The organism is Lysinibacillus sp. GbtcB16 (genome assembly GCF_019091145.1).
Taxonomy (GTDB): domain Bacteria; phylum Bacillota; class Bacilli; order Bacillales_A; family Planococcaceae; genus Lysinibacillus; species Lysinibacillus fusiformis.
This window is the reverse complement of record NZ_JAGXJV010000001.1, coordinates 153109-173883: the sequence shown is the minus strand read 5'-3', so window position 1 is coordinate 173883 and position 20775 is coordinate 153109. Positions and strand designations below refer to the sequence as shown.

The window sequence follows — 20775 nt, the reverse complement described above, 5'->3', positions numbered from 1 at the left end:
CAGAAAGTAATAAGTGGAATTATATCTATTACTTCTTGAATAGGTTTTTATTATGAAAGTTTAACGACTTGTGTTAAATTACGTGGTTTATCGGGGTTACACCCTTTAAATATTGCATGTTGATAAGCTAAAAGTTGAAAGTAAGGGACCGCTTCAACAAGGCGATTTAAATCATCTACTTCTGCTGATAGCTTAAAAATTAAATCCGCTTCTAATTCCTCTGAAGCTATACCAATAATAACAACGAAGCCTCCAAGCTTTTGAATATCCTTCACTAATGCCTGATCATATTCCTTCGTTTCATTTTGTGTAAATATAATAACAACCGTTTCTTTATCAACAATAGAAATTGGTCCATGTCGGAATTCCAGATTTGAGTAACTTTCACATTCCGTTTGGGTCATTTCTTTTAGCTTTAATGTTGCTTCTTTAGCCAGCCCATTATAAGCACCGGACCCTAAAAAGATAAAGCGTTTTTTTGAAGCATCTTCCGTCACCTGCGTTAATTGTTGTCCATTGCCTAATGCTGATTGAACAAGAGCGGGGATTTTCTCTAACTGTTCCAGTATATCCACGCGTCCACTAATTTTCGCAGCATATAATTGTAAGGCGTATAGCATATTAGAAAATGATTGTGTCATGACCACACTTTTTTCTGATATATCATTTAAAGCAATCAATTCATTTGTTAATCTAGCCATAGGTGTTTCACCATTACATGTTACTGCCATAGTACGTATATTTTTCGCATCATTCAAATGCTCTAAGGACATAATAATTTCCGAAGTTGTCCCCGACCGTGAAATCCCAATAATCAGATACTTTTTATGCGTTAAAATAAATGTGTCTGTGTGTAAAAATAACTCAGATGCGGGTACAGCAATGGCAAACGCTCCAGTAACAGTTTGATAATAACGCGCTGCTGCAATCGCTAAATAATATGATGTTCCACATCCTGTGAAAATCACTACATCAACAGCTTCTTCATTGAAAGTCATTAATTGAACAATGTCTTTTGTTCTTTCTAACTTTTGTCCCTGTGCCATAATTTCATTGTAAGTGTACATAAACAAATCCCTACTTCTCTTTTATTTTAGTTATTTGTATCTCCTCTAAGAGTTTTTCCACTGTATCTCTCTGGACTTTGGCAATCTCTTTATGTGCTGCATTCGCTGAGCCACATGCAACAGCCCATTTATATGCCTCTGTATGGTCTGCACCATGTGAGAGCTTATAAATAAGTCCTCCTAAAAAGGCATCACCACTTCCTACTGTATTGACCACATTTATCCGTGGTGCATTCACTTTGTAAACCCCTGACGGATGAACAAATAGAGCGCCTTGCTCCCCCAATGAAAGGCATACATGCTCAATGCCTAATTGTTGAAATTTTATACCCGCCTGAACTAAGTCTTCATGAGTTAAAGCAGGTCTACCGATTAATTGAGTAATTTCATCCTCATTTGGCTTAATAATGAAAGGTATTGCTGTAATACCTTTTTTCAAAGCATCGCCACTTGTATCAAGTGCGACTCTAATACCTTTTTCCTTTAATAAATGGATAATCGTTGCATATGCCGTTTTTTGAATACCTTGAGGAAGGCTTCCTGACAATACAAAATAGGTTGCATGTTCTGCTTTAGATTCAATCCACTTTAACATGTTTATCCATTCTTGCTCATGAATGGTTGGCCCTACCTCTAACAGCTCGCTCATTTCCTTCGTTTGCTGATTAATAATCGTTAAACAAATGCGATTTTCTTCCTCTATTTGTATGAACTCTGTTTGGAGATTTTCTTCCTGTAAAAGCTCGACTATTTTACTGCCATTTAATCCACCAACGAAACCGCCAATATTCACTTCACCACCAAGTGATGCAATTACACGAGCTACGTTAACCCCTTTTCCACCACCTTGTTGTGATTTCTGCAATACACGATTTGTTTGACCAATCATTAAAGAGTCCAGCTCATATACTTGGTCAATGGCTGCGTTTAAGGTTAATGTAGTAATCATTTTTGTAACATCACAATCTTTTGCTCTACTAATTTAATTAAAGATTCACGTGCAGGAAGGAAATACTTTCTTGGATCATTTTCTGTTGGATGATCATTAAAATAAGCCCTTAATTCTTCAGCAAATAAGTCTTTCAGCTCGGTAGAAAAATTCACTTTTGCAATTCCATACTTCAAAGATTCACGTACATCCTCTTCTGGCACCCCAGAGGCTCCGTGCATGACTAATGGAATATTAGTAGAGCTATGGATTTCTTGTAAAAGCTCAAATAGCAATTTTGGCTTTTGCTGATACTTACCGTGTGCTGTACCAAAAGCAGGGGCAAATGAATGAATTCCTGTAACTTTCACAAAATGCTCCGCTTGCTTTGGGTCAGTAAAGAATGCATTCTCTTCCTTTACGCATACACTATCCTCGACACCACCAATTGTCCCAAGCTCTGCTTCAACAGGCACATTTACCGCACTTGCAGCTTCAACTACTTTTTTTACTAATAAAATATTTTCCTCATAAGGTAAGGAAGATCCATCAATCATTACTGAGGTGTAGCCTGCTCGTAAACATTCCATAACAGTATGATAAGATTCGCCATGATCCAAATGTAATGCCACCGGTACTTTTGCCTGTTCTGCTGCTGTTTTTGCCAGTGCAATTAGATAAGGCATCTCTACATATTTATACGTGCTTGAAGTTGTTTGCAAAATTACAGGTGCTCCCACTTTTTCTGCCCCAGCAATTACAGCTTTAATTACTTCTAAATTATGTGCTCCAAAAGCACCGATTGCATAATTATTTTTATAAGCGTCTTCTAACATATCTTTAGTTGTCACTAATGGCATTATAGAATTCCTCCCTCAATGGGTTGTTGGTATAATCTAAAACAAAAATAAATGAAGCAAACGATTAGATTTTAATTTAATTCCGTATAAAAACGGCAACGATCTCCTCTTACAATTGAAATACAGAATTCCACTGGTTTTCCTGAAGTATCAAACGCAGTCCGTTCTAGCAATAAAGCTGGTTTTCCAGCATCTGTTTTCAATAAAGGTGCTTCGTCTTTATTAATAAGGACTGGTTCGAAGGCTTCTCTCGCCCTTACAACAATAATGTTAAAACGTTCGGCTAATAAGCTGTATAAAGATGAAGACGTTACTTCTCGTAAAATTTCAGTATCCTTAATAAGGTGTAAAGGTAAAAAAGATGATTCCAAAATAATCGGCTCATTATCGGCAAATCGTAAACGCTTCATTTCTACAACTTGTTCATTTTCCTCTAATGCTAAATTCGATCTAACCTTAGTTGATGGATACACCTTTTGTATTTCTAGTACTTCATCTTTTTGATTAAATCCTTTTTCTTGAATCATGCGACTAAAGCTATAAAACCCTCCAAGAGATTGTTCAAGTCTTGGCTTGGAAACAAAAGTTCCTTTTCCTTGAATACGATATAATTTATCTTCCTTTACTAATTCCTCAATTGCTTTTTTTACTGTATTTCGACTAACATGGAACATCTCCATCAATTGATTTTCCGAGTCAATTTTATCTCCTGGTTTCCATTCACCTGATTGAATTTTTCCAAATAAAATTTGTTTCAATTGATGATATAATGGGATTACACTAGATTGATCTAATAAATGCATCTTTTTTCCTTCCTTCTCTAGGTTTTGTAATCAATATACCATCTATATAATAGGATGCCTATTGATATATCAATCCTTTTCAAAGGCAAGATTCCCTAGGCAAAAAGTTTTTTCTACTTCTCCTTCTTCGTTCAGCCAAACGATATCTGCGTCTTTCCCTAGTGCAATAGACCCTTTTCGATTGTCTATGCCTAAATGCTCTGCTTGATTTAAAGTAACAACACGTATTTGCTCAGCCAGTGAAAGTGTAAGCCACTCTTCTAGGTTTTTCCTTGCGGTATTCATATTTAGCACACTTCCTGCTAAGGATCCTGTTTTACGTTGAATACATTGTTTATTCATGACTTCTACCTCATTACCACCTAATTGATACAAACCATCTGGCATCCCCTTAGCACGCATACCATCTGTTATGACGAGCAAACGATTTAAGCCCATCATCTTGTAAACCATGGGTAGTAGATCTTTATGAAAATGGACATTATCTGGAATTATTTCCACATACACATCTTCGGCTAGAAGTACTGCTCCCACAACACCTGGATCACGGTGATGTAGTCCACTCATGCCATTAAATAGGTGTGTTACATGGGTAATACCAGCTTTTATTGCATGTTGTGCTGTATCATAGTCAGCGTCAGAGTGACCAATAGATGCAATAACCCCTTTACTAGTTAATTCGTGTAGTAATTCAAAACCGCTATCTTCCTCTGGTGCAAATGTGACAACACGAATTGAATGATGAGACTTATCATACAAATCATTAAATTGGTGAACATTAGGTTTTAAAATAAACGCTTCGGATTGAGCCCCTTTTTTAGCTTGACTAATAAATGGACCTTCTAAATGAATTCCTAACATCTCAGGTACTGCTGTTGGTTGGTTTTTATAATAATAGGCAAGTGCCTCAACAGCAGCTTCGATCTCAGACATAGGACCTGTCATCGTTGTAGCCAAGAAAGCAGTTACGCCCTCACTTGCTAAGTATTGGGCTATTTTCGAATAATAAATATAGTTCGCATCCATAAAATCATGACCTACAGCACCATGTATATGGATATCGATCATTCCAGGGATGATATAGCCTTTTTGCTGACAGTCTACTACATTCTCTCTTAAAGCGAATGAAGGGCAATTTGCCATTTGATCAATTACTGTAATTTTCCCTTCCGACATTTCTAGAAATCCGTTAGTAATAATTTTATTTTCCATTACGATATTCGCATTAATAATCCATTTTTTATTCATGAGGTGATCCCTCTCCCAGCAGAGTAATATGGTAGATTAGTATGTTCCTCTACGTCTCTATCATTCTTAAATATATGGGATGACATCCACGTTAAAAATAAGGCAGCTAAACTAACACTGAAAAACGGTATTAGGCCTGGAAACCAGCTATATAGTTTATAAAGAATTATCAGCCCAACAATATTGCTAATCATTTGTAATGGATACGCAATACTAAATATGATGGAAGCAGCAAAGTAGCGCAATGTTGGTAAATCATAATGAGCGTATAGCTGAAATATATTCACGACAATCATACCGAACAGTATACTAATAGAAATAAACACTGTGAGTAATAGTAAGCCTAGTAAGCCATGTAACGATGAAACTATTCGAAAATTAATCGTTAAAAAGTAGCCAACACTCAGTAAGATCATACCTATTTTATTTGATGGAATAAATTCAACTTTATATGTATTCCAATAGATTTTGGCTAATCGTTTTAAGCCATCTTCTCCTTGTAATCTTTTCCGTAAAGTAGTAAACATGGCAACAGTCGCTGGGGCTACTCCAAATAGCAAAAGTCCAAGTAAAGTTAAACCTGTCCATAGTAACTGTAATACTGCTAATAATGTGATCCATTCTACAAACCAGTATAGTTTACCTTTCCACCCTTCCAATTCCATGCCCATTACCTCCCTACGATTCACATATTACTATCTATACATTTTTTCATTTACACTCGCTACACCCATCCATAGAAGGTTCAACAAGCGTGCGTCACATAAGCCAAGTTGAATGGTAATCTTTTAGCTTATGTGACCTTCTACTTGTTAAGTTTGAAGAAATTAAACCTCCTTATTTGGAACGGTCATATGCCCCTTGTGCTACTTCCATATAGTCTTGCAAGCCCATTTTTTCAATTGTATTCTTATAGTCATTCCATTTATTGAAGCTTTCTTTTCCTGTAATAAAGCTTGCTGTCATTTCATTTACATAGGTTTGAATGTCTGTTAAAACAGCGGACACTCGATCATTTTCTTCCACTGTGAAATTCAAGCCTGGAATAATATCTTCATCCTTCAAAGCATAAGGCATGACTTGCTTGGCATTGTTAAGAGAGTTTTCCTTAGCCTCTGCCCCTTGGAAATACTTTTGCGTTACAATCCCAGGATAATAACCACCAGGCCATGTTAAATAATCACTTATTGCTTGGTCTAAATTTTTGCCATCTGGATTATTCGTAATATTGTCGATATATTGGATTGTTCCATCCTCATTTTCTTCGTAAGTGACACCTTCAAAGCCCATAAAGAACATTTTAGCTCCCTCATCACCATATAAATGGTCAATCCAACGAACCATAGCTTCAGGATTTTTTGCTTTATCTGTTACTACAAACATCCCTAGATTCCCAAGACCATTAGACATCGCAGTATATTGTCGATCCCCATTTGGTCCTTTTAACACTTGTGCACCCGTATAACCATCTAGTTTAAATAACTCTTTAGGATCTACTTCACTAAGCATGCCAAACGTTCCTTTAGCTGCTTCTGCTGCAAATTTTTGAGGCTCTGTCGTAAATACATCCTTATTAATTAAACCTTCTTTATAAAGCTTATTTAAATATTCAAGTAATTGTTTATATTCGTCGGTCGTTGGCACGAATCGGAATTCCTCCGTACCTTTTTTAAAATCTAAATTCAGATTCATCGTTCCTTGTTTGTTCAAGCCAAATGATCCTCTTAAGTAATTAATAATTTGATTCACACCATAACCCGTTCCCCAGCCTTGCTCATCTTGTAAACCATTACCATTCGGATCATTTTCTTTAAATGCTTTTAGTACTTTATACAAATCATCTGTTGTTTCTGGTGATGGCAAGCCTAGATGATCAAGCCATTCCTGGTTAATCCACGGTGCTCCAACGCGAAGTGATGAAAATTTAGGATCATAAATTGTTGGGAAGCCATAAATATTTCCATCTGCCATCGTCACACCCTGCTCGACAGAAGGGTATTCTTCTAATAGCTTTTTAAAATTGGGTGCATATTGATCGATGTATTCATTCAACGGTAAGAATACACCCTGTTGACCGTATTTGATTAAATCTGTTTTTGAAAATGCCGATGCAAAAAATATTTCTGGATAATTCCCTGAAGCTAAAAGCAAGTTCTTTTTGTCCGCTAATACCTCCGTCTGAACAGTTGTCCAATTCATATGGATATTAGACATTTTCTCGTATTCTTCCCATAACATTAGTTGATTCCAATCCTGAGATGCAAAAAACTTTGCTGCAAAACCATCTACTTCAATTTTCTCCTTTGTAATTGGCATATCGGTCGCATTCAAATTATCGATATTTTCACTTTTCACTCCACCAGTTGCTTTATCATCAGAACATGCTCCTAGCAAACTAGCAGCTAACATTAGGCTTGTTACGATACCATAAACACGCTTTTTTTTCATTTCCACTTAAATCGCTCCTATTCTTTAACCTTTTAATGAACCAATCATGACACCTTTTACAAAATATCTTTGTAAGAATGGATAAAGCATTAACATTGGTAGGTTAGCAACGATTAAAACTGCGTATTTTAACCCTTCAACGCTAAGTTTTTGAGCTAAAAAGCTTTCTGACGTCGCTTGAATCATATCGTCAGCTTGTCCTTGAATTAATATTTGCCTCAAGATAAGTTGTAGTGGAAACTTATCTTGGTCTTGCAAGTAGATCAATGCCTGGAAATAAGAGTTCCAATGCCCTACAGCGTAAAATAAAACCATGACTGCCATAACAGGTAATGATAGTGGTAGAACGATACTCCATAAAATACGGAAGTTCCCTGCACCATCGATCATGGCTGATTCCTCTAACTCATAAGGAATGGATTGGAAAAATGTCCGCATAATAATGATGTTCCATACAGCTACCGCATTCGGAATAATCATGACCCAAAATGTATTTATCATACCCAAATCACGAATTAATAGATATGTAGGAATTAGTCCCCCACTGAAAAACATGGTGAATACCATAAATGCCATAATAAAGCCCTTCCCTTTTAAGTTTCTACGTGAAAGAGGATAAGCTGCACAAATGGTCATCACGATATTTAGTAATGTTCCAAAGAATGTGTATTTCAAAGTGTTGATAAATCCATTAATAATATCTGGATTTTGGAATACTTTTTCGTAAGCCTCCACTGTAAATTCCTTTGGCCATAGCCATAGATCCCCTGAAATGACGTACTCGGGATTACTAAGAGAAGCACTTAAAACAAAAATAAGTGGATACAAAACAACAACTGCTACGATTGCTAAAAAAATATAATTAAAGATAGTAAATGCACGATCGCCCTTTGATTCTTTCATGTCAATCTCTCCTTTACCATAAACTTGTATCACTCACTTTTTTGGCTATTCGATTAACCATAATAAGGAGGATAAAATTAATGATAGAGTTGAAGAAGCCAACTGCTGCTGAAAAGCTATACTGTGCTTCTAAAATTCCGCTACGATAAACAAAAGTGGATATAACATCTGATGCCGACATATTTAAGTCATTTTGCATTAAAAATACTTTCTCAAATCCAATAGCCATGACAGACCCAACATTTAAGATGAATAAAATGATAATTGTCGGCATAATCGCAGGAATATTAATATGAATAATCCTTTGAAATTTTGATGCCCCATCTATCATTGCCGCCTCATGCTGTGCAGGATCAACGGCAGCCAAAGCTGCAATATATATGATGGAACTCCATCCCATCGTTTGCCAAACATCAGACAGTACATATATGGATTTAAACCAGGCAGGTTCTGAAATAAAATCAATGGGTGTACCCCCAAACAGCATAATGATTTGGTTGATCATCCCATCTGATTTTAAAAATAGTAATAGCATCCCAACTACGACTACTGTTGATAAAAAATGTGGGGCATAAATGACTGTTTGTACAAATTTCTTAAAGCGAAGACTCTTCACTTCATTTAAAAGCAATGCAATGATGATTGGTACAGGAAAAGATATAAGTAACGTGAATACACCAATCCCAATTGTATTTTTGATTAAACGCCAAAAATAATAACTATCAAAAAAACGTTCAAAATGCTTTAATCCTACCCATGGACTCCCCGTAATTCCCTTTGTAGCAATAAAATCTTTAAAGGCAATTTGCAACCCATATAGTGGGTAATAATGGAAAATCAAAAAGTAAAGTATAACAGGGGCTAGTAATAAATAAAGCTCCCAATTTTTCTTGATAGATTTTTTCCACTCTACCAAGTGATTTTTCTTTACCTTTGATTGCTTTTTGAAAAAACGTTTTGTTTTAGAAGGTTTTTCCTCAACAGTTGTTTTATCTAAAAGCGTCATAACTACACCCCCTATTTATCAATGTTGCAGAATGGTAGATTCCTGCTTTATCTCAATAACCTTACCTCCGTTACGAATAGATTCTGTTGCTGCACAACCCACCGCGACACTCATACGTCCTGCAAATGGCGTTGTCAAAGGTTTTTTATCGTAGAGGATGAGTTCTACAAAATCTTGGGCAATTTTCGGATCAGCTCCGCCATGGCTACCTTCCTCAGGCTTCATTTCATACACAACATCACTCAATTCCTCCCAAGAATTTGATTTACGTGTTTTTAAATAAATTTTATTATTGATATCATCATTTTCGAGACGCCCTTTCGTACCGATAAATGTATAATTTCGCGAATAGTCAGGTGTAAAGTGACATTGTAAATAAGAAGCCTTTATGCCACCTTCCAACTCCATCATGACCATATTATTATCCTCTACATCAATTTCTTCACGGAACGCACATTCTGTAAATGTATGGGCAACATATTCTGGACAAGTTTTTTTCTGATCACAGGTTGGACATGTTAACGTATTAGGTTGATTTCCACCGTAATAATCTAAGCTTCCAAACGCAGATACTTTCTGTGTATATTTCCCTGAAATCCAATGAATAACATCTAAATCATGTGAACCTTTTTGAAGTAATAAGGAGGTTGTATTTTTTGAATTACCATGCCAATCGTGGTAATAGAAATAACCACCGAATCCAACAAAATGACGCACCCATATTGCCTTTAATTCTCCAATGGCCCCTGAATCTATAATGCCTTTCATCGTTTGATACATACTCATATAACGCATATTAAAGCCAACCATCAGATGTTTTCCTGATTTTTCCCAAGCATCTAATATTCGATCGCAGCCTTCCACCGTAATAGCTAATGGTTTTTCCGCATACACATGCTTACCCGCTTGTAAACAAGTAATAATATGCTCCTCATGTAAATAATCTGGCGATAAAACCGCAATTGCATCGATGTCATCTCTTGTTAATAACTCTTTATAGTCCTTTGTTAAAAATAACGGTGTATCAAATTTTTCCTGAAATTTTTCTAAACGTTCCTGAGAAATATCGGCTAATGCTACTATTTCTGATTCCCCATTAGGTTTATGCCAGTATTGTGCCAAGCCCCCCCTTAAGCCAGCTCCAATCACACCTATTCGTATTTTCTTCATTTTAGTTCCCCCTCGTTTCATCCTTGTGCCTCTGTATTTCGTAAAGATTTGCAGCAAAACTTATATTATCCAAAACAACACAACTACACGTCAACACGTTGTAGGTACAAGTTAATATATAATGAATATTCAAAAAATTTAACTGGAATAAATATATAATTCCAATACTTAGTATGTCAATACCCTAGATTATGGTTGCTTGTATGCACCAACTGCTATCAACATGAGTTGACCCATCCTAAAATTTAGAACATATACCGCTTCTTCAAGAGCTCAATCTACCACTTTTTTTGTTTAAATTTTTTTCTGACATGTCATGTTCTTCGGCAGTACCCTAGCTATTTTAGATGCAATCACTCCTGTTTACCCTAAGCAAAAAATATCTGAGTTCAGGAGTTGACCTGACTCAGATATTTTAGTAGGGGCATTATCTTTCAGCCACCTTAAAGCCTACATCTTCATCATCTTTAACTGAACGATAATGTTAATATAATTTTTAAGCTTAAAGAAATTAAGATGCTTTTATCAATTAATATATTTATTCTCGATACCTTCGAAACTGCTGATAAATTTGAAGGTGATATTAATTCCAAAGAAATTTAGGGCCGTTTTTTTCCTTTTGATAAACCCATTTCCGCAGACGAACCTAGACAAATAATATAAAACAAAGGAAGATGATTTCACTCAACCTAGAAAACATCTTCCTCTTTTCACTTATGTTTTCCCTGGTGCTCGTTCATACTTCTTAGCAACATGACGCTATAAGTATGTAAATGCCTAATTTTATTGCTTAGCTGGAATAAACCCAGCGGCTTTTGCTTCTTCTTCCGTACAGAACATCTCTTCTGCTATTGTATTCTCATAGTCCCGTTGCCCTGGCATATGATAAATTTTATTACCCTTGGAGTTAATATTTCCTTTGATTTCGCAACCGCCCTTGTTATTATTGGTATTCCATTTATCCTCAACTACGTTTGACTGATTTCCCTTTTTTATAGCAGCATAATATACATCTTTATCGTATCCACGATTTGTGACATAGTCTTCAACAGACCATATCCCAATAGCTGATTGTTGTGCAGTTTTTTGAATCGATTTAAACCAATCTACATGCTTCGTATTAGGATCATATATATAGGCCACACGTGCTAATCCATTTTTCAATAACTGCTCCTGAACACTGATACCTTCTTTCGTATAAATATAGGCAAGTAGTCTTTTATATTTATCACGATAAGAAACGTCAAATTCTAAATAGACTGTATCCTGACCAGCTAATAGTTGCTTAGTAAATTCTTTAGCTTCTGGTCCGTACGGTTGCTCTCCTAATGTTTCATGATTAGTTTCCGGGGTATCTACAAGTAAAAAGCGAACTTTTTCAGAGCTACCGTTATATTTTATCCTTATTGTGTCGCCGTCAATTACACTTTCCAGTTCATATTCTTCAAACTTACTTACATCGTGTTTCTCTGCGTTTCCTATCGTTGAAGATATTAGATCTCCCATATCCTCAGTCTTAATACTATTCGTACTAGTTTCTTCTGTGCATGCACTCAGAACCAATATAGAAATGAATAAAACAAAAATAATTTTCTTCAAATTTACACACTACTTTCTAATTTAAATCGCCTACAACTAAAAATCTCCGCAGTTAACTAATTATTTTTTCATAAATGGTTTCCTTCTCCCATTGCAAGATTGCTCCTGTAACGAATGAAAAGCCTTCAGTCATTGTAACAACTGAAGACTTTTATACATATATTTATTTAAATATTAAATATAAAACAACAGCCAAAATAATTGTTCCACTAGTTATTAGCGTTTTAATATCTGATTGTTTCACTTTTATCTCCCTCAGCTATTTATTTACACTAATCATAACATGTCATAGCCCTTTTTATATAGATTCAAAATTATTCTAAACAAAAAGATTATGTACAGTAACTACATAATCCCCTTGTAACAAATATATATTTTTCTATAATTCTTTGAATGTATTAAAAGACTTCTATTATATACAACTACATTTTATTTATGCAAAATAAATAATGTAGATATTCCATCCTATGCTTTAATATAGTTTAATTAAAGGTTGTTCATTTTTAGCGGACACCTGCCAATTGTCTCTATTGTACTATAATATAGCAGCCATCATGTTGAAACGGCAACCCAATGATTTGGAGACACTTCTACAAGCTGGCTATTTTCTACCTCGTAGTGAACTTTCACATCGTCTGTATTTTCCGCATCACTATATTTTTGCTTTTCAATCGCTGGATCGGGGATTGGTATTGACTGTAATAATGCACGTGTATAGGGATGCTGAGGATTAGCATATAGCTCCTCACTTTCAGCTAATTCTACAATTTTCCCCGCATACATAACTGCTACCCGATCACTAATATGCTTCACCATCGATAAATCATGTGCAATAAATAAATACGTCAATCCAAGCTTTTGTTGTAATTCCTTTAGTAAATCCACAATCTGTTTTTGAATGGATACATCTAAGGCTGACAAAGGTTCATCACAAACTATAAAATTAGGCTCAACCGCTAATGCTCTAGCAATCCCAATACGTTGTCGTTGACCTCCAGAGAATTCATGTGGATAACGCATAGCGTGTTCTTTCTTCAAACCAACAAGCTCAAGCAGTTCCTCTACCCGTCCTAGTCTTTCACTATGTGATTTCATTAGTCCATGAATATCAAGTGCTTCCCCAATAATATCTAAGATTTTTTTACGAGGATTTAACGATGAATAGGGATCTTGGAAAATTATTTGCATATGGCGACGCATCGCCTTTAACTGCTTTTTCGTTAGTCTTGTTACTGGAATGCCTTGGTATAAAACTTCTCCATTAGTAGGCTGATGAAGCTGTAGAATTGTTCGACCAGTGGTAGATTTACCTGATCCTGATTCACCTACTAAGCCTAAAGTTTCTCCTGGGAGTATATGGAATGATAAATCATTGACAGCTCTTAATGTTTGGCCTTTTCCTAATGAAAATTCCTTTGACAGATGTGTGACTTCGATCAAAGGTTTATTTGGATCAATACCTGGTTGTATATTAGAAATTTCTTTTGGCTGCTTTTTTTCATGTAGCTTTGGTAGCGCATTCAATAATTTTTGGGTGTATGGATGCTGCGCATTCGCAAAAATCTCTTCCGTCGTACCCTGTTCAACAATTTCTCCTTCTTTCATGACAATGAGACGATCACACATACCAGCTACGACACCTAAATCATGTGTAATTAAAATAATAGATGTCCCCATTTTCTTTTGCATATCTCGCATCAATTTTAAAATTTGGGCTTGAATAGTTACATCCAATGCTGTCGTTGGCTCATCCGCAATTAGTAGTGACGGATTACATGCAAGTGCTATAGCGATCATTACACGTTGTCGCATACCACCTGAAAATTCATGTGGATATTGTCGATAACGCTCTTCTGCATCCCGAATGCCAACAAGTTTTAATAATTCAATGGTTTGCGTATAGGCTTCCGTCTTTGACATGGATTGATGCTTGATTAAACTTTCAGCCACTTGATCTCCTATTCGTATGGTAGGGTTTGTAGATGTCATAGGATCCTGAAAAATCATGCTAATATCTTTTCCACGAATTGTTTCCATTTGTTTTTCCGCTAATTCCGTTAACTCCTGACCTTTGAATTTAATAGTGCCAGATTTTAAAAATGAAGGCGGAGATGGTAATAAGCGCATAATGGAGCGTGCCGTTACACTTTTCCCGCTCCCAGACTCACCTACAATTCCGAGTGTTTCACCTTTATTTAGATGGAAGCTTACATCTTTTACAGCTTCAAACTCTGTCTCCCCGGTAAGAAAGGAAACACGAAGATTATTGACTTCTAAAAGCTTTTCGCTCATTCGAATCATCCTTTTTAAAATTTGTGATTGACTTAATTTCATGTATAATCCATACTTTACAATACTGATAGGAATTATACAATATAGTGTTGAATATTTTATTAACGCTTGGAGGAAATGCATGGTTACTTCAAAAAATTATTTAAAACCTAAGGAATTTACGTTCTTTTCTATGGTTTATCAAAAACTAATGCACCAAAAGCCTTACAATATACTACTTTTCCTTTTAAGTATTTTGGTTCATCCATTTACATACTTTATCTATCGGAAAAAGAAACATTCAAATACTTATGACCAGGCTTTTGAATTGCGTAGTCAGTATTACTTGAAGGATGGGTTATTTGCTCAATGGCAGCAATCTTTTGAACAGCAAGAAATAGCAAAAGCTTCATTTTTTCAAGAAGCTGTATCCTCATCGCAAATACAGCAAACTGCTAATGAATTAGCCAAGAAAAGGCTTCAACAGCAAGTAGATAACGATTTACAACATGAAGGTATACAACCATTAACTTATGATCAATTTTTTAATCAGCAACTGAAAAACAAATATTTTATAGCTCTTACCTTTCTACCAGCTGTTTTATTTTATGTAGTGCTAATCTTATTTGCGAACCCATTTTTGCAATTTATCATTGAAAGAATTTTACAAAGCTTCATTGTCATTGTTGGTGTGGCAACGTTAGTGTTTACAATTTTGTATCTATCACCTTTCGATCCGGCGAGAAACTTACTCGGTGTTGAGGCGACAGCAGAACAAATAGCCAACTTTAATCGCATTCATGGTTTGGATCAACCTTATTTATCTCAATTATGGCATTCACTATCTGGCCTATTCACTTTTGACTTAGGCACATCCTTTGCAGGTAAAGAAGATATTACGCACAGCATTACAAATAAATTTCCTGTCACACTTGAAATAGCCGTATTATCACTGTTAATGGCTATTGCTATCGCCATTCCAGTCGGTATTATTTCAGCGGTTCGTCCTAATTCGTATTTGGATTATACATTTATGTTTATTGCTTTAATTGGTTTATCCATTCCAAGCTTTTGGCAAGGTTTAATTTTTATTTTAACGTTCGCGTTAAAGCTACAATGGTTTCCAGCGACCTATAACCCCCAAAATTGGTTATCCCTTATCATGCCAGTTATCGTCTTGGGGACATCCATTACGGCATCCATAGCTAGGATGACAAGGTCGAGTATGCTTGAGGTGATCCATGAGGATTACATTATTACAGCTAAAGCAAAAGGCTTGAATGAATTTAAAGTAATTTCAAAGCATGCCATTCGTAATGCCATGATTCCGATTATTACGGTGATAGGACTTCTTTTTGGAGGTATGTTGGGAGGCGCATCAGTTACAGAAAAGGTATTCAATATTAGTGGGATTGGTAGCTATATTGTTGATAAACAATTTATTCCTGATATTCCCGCAATCCTTGGAGGCGTTGTTTATATCGCTATTACGATCTCCATTGTCAATCTATTGATTGATATCATGTATGCCTTTTTTGATCCACGCATTCGCTCGAAAATGAAGAAGTCTTAAAGGAGGATCACCTGTGAAAAACATCTTACATGTCAAACTACTTTTGAAGATTACACAGGAATATGTCAACTCTCATTTTACTTTTGTCTTTTCCTTACTGTTTTCTTTATTATTTCTAGCCTATAGCTATAATTTTTCAACTCATAGCTGGCGACCAATTGTTCTACTATTCTTTGTTATTTATGCCATTACTGCGATCTATGTGGCTTTTGTAAATTTACGGATAAAAAGAGATTTAGCAAAGTTTGGGGAGATTCAAAGAGGTACTCGTATTTTCGGCTATCCTCTATTATTAACCGTTCTTTCTGGCAATATTTTTTCTACATCATTTGCATTTATGCTTGTGTCCACTAGAAAGACTGCCGAATATACATTTGCTGCCTATGCCTTTATTACGCAATTATTCATCATTGGTATTGCAGCATTGAATTTATTTAAGCCTTATGTAACAGATACCTTTTTACTGGCGATGGGTGTTTTCTTCATACTTGCGCTTATTTATATCGTGATGACCATTTTATGCGTTAAGTTTGTCACACCAACGGCGGCTCCAAGATGGATGCTTATCCCAGGTATTTTATTACTATTGGCTACTTTCACTGGTAATCTATTTGCTACATTACTAGGTTATAGCCTTATTCAAAAGGCTCGAAAGGCAAACCCTTCTTCTATTGAAAAGTGGCAAAAAATATGGGAAAAGATTTTACGAAATACGATGGCAGTATTCGGGTTATTTTTCATTATTTTTATGTTTTCATTGTCCGTCACTAGTACTTGGACTTTTGACTATGACTTTGCTACAGAAAATAACTACGGTGCCCTGCTACAAACACCATCATTAGAATATCCTCTAGGCACAGACAATTACGGGCGAGATTTATTTTCCCGTATTGTATTTGGGGCACGTATTTCATTAATCGTCGGATTTTTCTCAACGATTATTCCTGCGTTAGTCGGAGGCACGTTAGGGGCATTTTCCGGCTATTACGGAAAAACAACTGACAATGTCATCATGCGAAGCCTTGATATTTTATATGCTATTCCGGGCATTCTTTTAGCCATTGCTATTATTGCTGCATTTGGTGCTAATACGATCAATCTCATTATTGCACTTAGTGTTGGGGCAATCCCAACCTATGCACGTACAATGCGGGCAAATGTCATGCAGCTAGCAAATTTTGAATTTGTGGAATCTGCCCGAGCTTTGGGGGCATCTGATGCGGCCATTATTTTCAAGCATATTGTTCCTAATTCATTAGCACCTATGATTGTTAAAGCAACACTTACGATTGGTGGAGCTGTTATTTCAACAAGTAGTTTAAGTTTTTTAGGGCTTGGTATTGAGCCACACATTCCCGAATGGGGCAATATTTTAAAGGTTGGTAGTACGTACCTGGAAACTCATTCTTATGTTGCGATTTTCCCAGGTCTTTGTATTATGCTTCTTGTCCTCTCCTTTAACTTCTTAGGAGACGGTTTACGAGATGCTTTAGATCCAAAAACAAATTAACTGGAGGTACCTATGAAGAAATTACTTGTATTTTTATTCGTCGCAGTATTAGCTTTAGCTGGCTGTGTACAGACGAAAACTGACGTAGAAGGAAGTAAAGATTCAAAAGATAGTGACAAGAGCAATGGCAAAGTAGCCATTGAAGTATTAGGCATGGCAGCTTCTGAAGAAGATATGAATATTGTTCGAGACCAATTAGTAAAAAACGGCTTTGATGTAAAGCTTAATATTCAACCAGATTACGGTTCATTCTCTGCCCAAAAAGAAGCAGGTAACTATGATCTTGCCCTTTCAAGCTGGACGACAGTAACAGGTAACCCGGACTATGCTGTTCGTGGATTATTTAAAACTGGTGGAGATTACAGTGTTGTTGCAGATTCAAAATTAGATGCCCTAATCGATGAGGCAAGTACATTAACTGGTGAAGAAGCAGCGGCTAAATATAAAGATTTAGAGCAATTACTAGTATTCGATCAAGCTTATATTGCACCTTTATATATTTCCAATAAGTATCAAGGGATCTACTCGGAGTTAGTAAATCCTAAAACTGTACATTTACCAAAATCACGTGCGCAAGTATGGGAAAAAATCGAATTTAATGATTCTGCTAAAAATGCAACTGAACCATTAATTTTACATCAAACAATTAATTCTCTTACTTCGCTAGATCCGATTAAAGGAAATGATGGTTCCATTAACACATTAAATACAAATATGTATGTTCGTCTTGTTAATTTAACAAACACGGATGACGTTGTTTCAGATGGATCATTATCTTATAACCATGTAATGGCAGAAGGCAATCAAGACTATTACTTTATTTTACGCGATGATATTCATTTCGCCGCAGTGAAGGATGGCGCAGCTGTTGATACAGGTGATTTAGTATCTGCCGAAGATGTGGTCTTCTCATTAAACCGTGCTAAAGATGCTAATTCAGTACCAGATCACCGTACTTATAGTATCCATGAAAATATTGAAACAGTAGAGATTGTTTCAGATTTAGCAGAATTACAAAATAAAAAAGTATCTGGTTCTGATCAATCAGTTCTCGAAGCATTATCACAAAACCTCCCTGCCTCTGTATCGCAATTAGCAAAGGACAAAGGGGCTGTTAACAATGCTTCTGGTTCATACCAAGTTGTTAAAATTACAACACCAACACCATTCCCTCAAGTGTTAAACTATTTAGCACACCAATCTGGTGGTATTGTATCTGAAAAACAAGTAACAAGTATAAATACGTATGATGTAGCTAACTATGACCCTGACAAAGATATTGCCTATGGTGATCAAGCTACAATTACTGAAGGATCAGCAACTTTCAACAATCAACTTTACGCAAGTGGTCCTTATATTTTAGTAAAGAAAAATGATTATGAAGCACAATTTGTGAAAAATCCTGCCTACCGTGCTGGTAGTGAATATGAACCAAAAATTTCGAAAATCAATGTTCGTTTCATATCTGATGTTGACAGTGCTTTATCAGCATTACGTAATGGAGAAATTCACGTTCTTCAAACAGTGCCAGAAACAAAGCTGGATATTGTGAAATCTGACGATAAATTAACTTTAAATACTGCCGATAGCAATGCTGTTTCTTACTTACAAATGAATACCTCTGGTCGCGCAGTTTCAGATTCAGCTGACTTACGTAAAGCGATTTTGTACTCCATCAACCAAGACGAGTTCATTAGCTATTACCAAGGCAATAAGAAACCTGCTGTATCAACTGTATCTCCTTTAGTTGACACTGGGTTAAAACTTGAAGCCGATAGCGAAAAAGTAAAAGAATTTTTAAAAGCCTATAACGATAAAAAGTAATTAAGGGATTTTTTTAAAGAATAAAATGACAAAAGCCATTGAGAATAAAAATTCTCGATGGCTTTTGTCTATCCTCCCTCATATTTGAGAAAGTTCATTTTTATAGAAGAAACTCATTTTATATTTCATTATGTGATTTTGGCTTTGGTCCTAGCTCTTCTGGCTCGATATCCGCAAATGTCTCGCCCTCTTCCTCTAAATCACGCATACGATGAGCAATTCGTGATGCTGCCGAGGCAGCTATACTGCCAACTAAATCATCTAAAAACGTATTAACGTGATGCCCAGGCTCAGTATCTAATTTTTTAATAATGCCAATTTTTTGCTTGTCTAAATGACCAAATGTGGTTACTGCAATGCTACCATATGTAAAAACAGATCCTAGTGCGATTGTTTCGTCCACACCGAATAAACCTTCATCAGATTCTATAATTTGCTGTAATGGTGATGATAATAATTTTTTCTCAGCTAGCTCATCTAATTCAATTCCTACTAAAAGCGCATGTTGCACTTCTCGTTTACGCAGTACACGCTCAACCGAATGAACACAATGATCCAGTGTTAAACCTTCATTATAGGTTTTTTGCATTTCGTAAACAATTTTTGCGATATCCTCGATCGCCACACCTCTACGAATTAACGCGGCATGTGCTGCCTTCGCTACTTCATCAGAGTGCACACGAATACTTTTATTATGCATAGCTACCCCTCATTTCGATTTTATTGCTAGTATAGTGCTAGCCCAACCTATTATACCTTTACTTTCGTAATATGGTACAATTTTGTTACAAACATAAGAAGGAGTGTCATCATTGGATAAGGGAACAGTACAGGATTTAACATTCTATAGTGAGGCATTACAGGAAGAATTACAGCTCTATATTTATGTTCCTGCAAATTATTCTCCACTATATAAATACAATATTCTAATCGCATCAGATGGTAAGGATTATTTCCAGCTTGGTGGTATTACAAAGCTAGCTGATGAACTGATTGATGACTATGAAATAGAAAATTTAATTATTGCTTTTGTTCCATACAAAGATATTAACGATCGACGTCATAAATATATTCCTAGTGGTGAGCAGCATGAAGCTTATCTCCGCTTTTTAGCACATGAGCTAGTACCTTATTTAGATAACGAGTTTTCCACGTATCAAATGGGTATGAGTCGTGGAGTGATTGGAGATTCGATGGCTGCTACAGCTTCCTTAATGGCCGCATTAAAGTATCCAAGTATTTTTGGCAAGGTCATTCTTCAATCACCATACGTGGATGAAGACGTTTTGAAGGCAGTCGAAAATTTCAAAGATCCAGCAGCCATTTCTATATACCATATAGTTGGTAAGGGTGAAGACCAAGTAGTGACTATGGATAAATCTGTGAAGGATTTTTTAACACCTAATCGTCAGCTCCATGATCTTATGATCCATAAAGGGTTCTCTATATTTTATGATGAGTTTGATGGCAATCATACATGGAAATATTGGAAACCAGACCTTCGACGTGCATTAATTGAAAATTTTAATTAATGTGAGTGATTAAATTACGAAAATTGGATTTTC

17 protein-coding genes are annotated in these 20775 nt (G+C 35.9%); 4 read left to right on the top strand and 13 right to left on the bottom strand.

The annotated features are described in order from the left end of the window. Positions 1–50: 50 nt before the first annotated feature. The 12 genes from KVT27_RS00905 to KVT27_RS27180 form a co-directional block, all read right to left on the bottom strand. A complete protein-coding gene (locus KVT27_RS00905) occupies positions 51–1067 on the bottom strand; it encodes an SIS domain-containing protein (RefSeq protein WP_254636026.1) in 1017 nt (338 codons plus the stop codon). Positions 1068–1077: 10 nt separating this feature from the next. Next, positions 1078–2016, bottom strand: coding sequence for a 1-phosphofructokinase (gene pfkB, locus KVT27_RS00900; RefSeq protein WP_208704681.1), 939 nt, complete (start codon positions 2014–2016; stop codon positions 1078–1080). Beyond that, positions 2013–2855: a class II fructose-bisphosphate aldolase gene (locus KVT27_RS00895; RefSeq protein ID WP_036123445.1), complete on the bottom strand. Its 843-nt coding sequence runs from the start codon at positions 2853–2855 to the stop codon at positions 2013–2015. Before KVT27_RS00895 ends, pfkB begins: the two co-directional genes overlap by 4 nt. A 71-nt stretch (positions 2856–2926) precedes the next feature. Beyond that, complete coding sequence (locus tag KVT27_RS00890) at positions 2927–3658, bottom strand: GntR family transcriptional regulator (RefSeq protein ID WP_036123444.1); 732 nt, start codon at positions 3656–3658, stop codon at positions 2927–2929. 69 nt (positions 3659–3727) lie between these two features. Continuing rightward, complete coding sequence (gene nagA / locus KVT27_RS00885; RefSeq protein WP_208704688.1) at positions 3728–4906, bottom strand: N-acetylglucosamine-6-phosphate deacetylase; 1179 nt, start codon at positions 4904–4906, stop codon at positions 3728–3730. Further along, positions 4903–5571, bottom strand: coding sequence for a YesL family protein (locus KVT27_RS00880; RefSeq protein WP_244294752.1), 669 nt, complete (start codon positions 5569–5571; stop codon positions 4903–4905). Before KVT27_RS00880 ends, nagA begins: the two co-directional genes overlap by 4 nt. Before the next feature lie 172 nt (positions 5572–5743). Continuing rightward, entirely contained in the window at positions 5744–7354 is a 1611-nt protein-coding gene (locus tag KVT27_RS00875) for an extracellular solute-binding protein (protein WP_217581348.1), read from the bottom strand. Between the two features lie 24 nt (positions 7355–7378). Then, positions 7379–8257, bottom strand: a complete 879-nt coding sequence (locus KVT27_RS00870; protein ID WP_036226084.1) for a carbohydrate ABC transporter permease — start codon at positions 8255–8257, stop codon at positions 7379–7381. A gap of 13 nt (positions 8258–8270) precedes the next feature. After that, on the bottom strand, positions 8271–9263 hold the full coding sequence (locus tag KVT27_RS00865; protein ID WP_150908100.1) for an ABC transporter permease: 993 nt from the start codon (positions 9261–9263) through the stop codon (positions 8271–8273). An 18-nt stretch (positions 9264–9281) separates the two neighbouring features. Next, complete coding sequence (locus tag KVT27_RS00860) at positions 9282–10433, bottom strand: Gfo/Idh/MocA family protein (protein ID WP_036123436.1); 1152 nt, start codon at positions 10431–10433, stop codon at positions 9282–9284. A gap of 783 nt (positions 10434–11216) precedes the next feature. Further along, entirely contained in the window at positions 11217–12032 is an 816-nt protein-coding gene (locus KVT27_RS00855; RefSeq protein WP_217580493.1) for a thermonuclease family protein, read from the bottom strand. Positions 12033–12584: 552 nt separating this feature from the next. After that, on the bottom strand, positions 12585–14333 hold the full coding sequence (locus KVT27_RS27180) for an ABC transporter ATP-binding protein (RefSeq protein WP_225316268.1): 1749 nt from the start codon (positions 14331–14333) through the stop codon (positions 12585–12587). Between the two features lie 112 nt (positions 14334–14445). Between KVT27_RS27180 and KVT27_RS00845 the strand changes: the two genes are divergently transcribed. Genes KVT27_RS00845 through KVT27_RS00835 form a run of 3 tightly spaced genes read left to right on the top strand, consistent with a single transcriptional unit; the run spans position 14446 to position 19210 of the window. Further along, positions 14446–15876 carry an ABC transporter permease gene (locus tag KVT27_RS00845; RefSeq protein WP_217580491.1) on the top strand — a complete coding sequence of 477 codons (1431 nt, stop codon included), beginning with the start codon at positions 14446–14448 and terminating at the stop codon, positions 15874–15876. A gap of 13 nt (positions 15877–15889) precedes the next feature. After that, entirely contained in the window at positions 15890–17386 is a 1497-nt protein-coding gene (locus tag KVT27_RS00840) for an ABC transporter permease (protein WP_150908131.1), read from the top strand. A gap of 12 nt (positions 17387–17398) precedes the next feature. Continuing rightward, entirely contained in the window at positions 17399–19210 is a 1812-nt protein-coding gene (locus tag KVT27_RS00835; RefSeq protein WP_036123431.1) for an ABC transporter substrate-binding protein, read from the top strand. A 118-nt stretch (positions 19211–19328) separates the two neighbouring features. Here KVT27_RS00835 and KVT27_RS00830 read toward each other — a convergent pair whose 3' ends face one another. Next, a complete protein-coding gene (locus tag KVT27_RS00830) occupies positions 19329–19910 on the bottom strand; it encodes a phosphatidylglycerophosphatase A family protein (protein ID WP_008174245.1) in 582 nt (193 codons plus the stop codon). Positions 19911–20022: 112 nt separating this feature from the next. Between KVT27_RS00830 and KVT27_RS00825 the strand changes: the two genes are divergently transcribed. Continuing rightward, complete coding sequence (locus tag KVT27_RS00825; protein WP_036123430.1) at positions 20023–20742, top strand: alpha/beta hydrolase; 720 nt, start codon at positions 20023–20025, stop codon at positions 20740–20742. Positions 20743–20775: the final 33 nt, after the last annotated feature.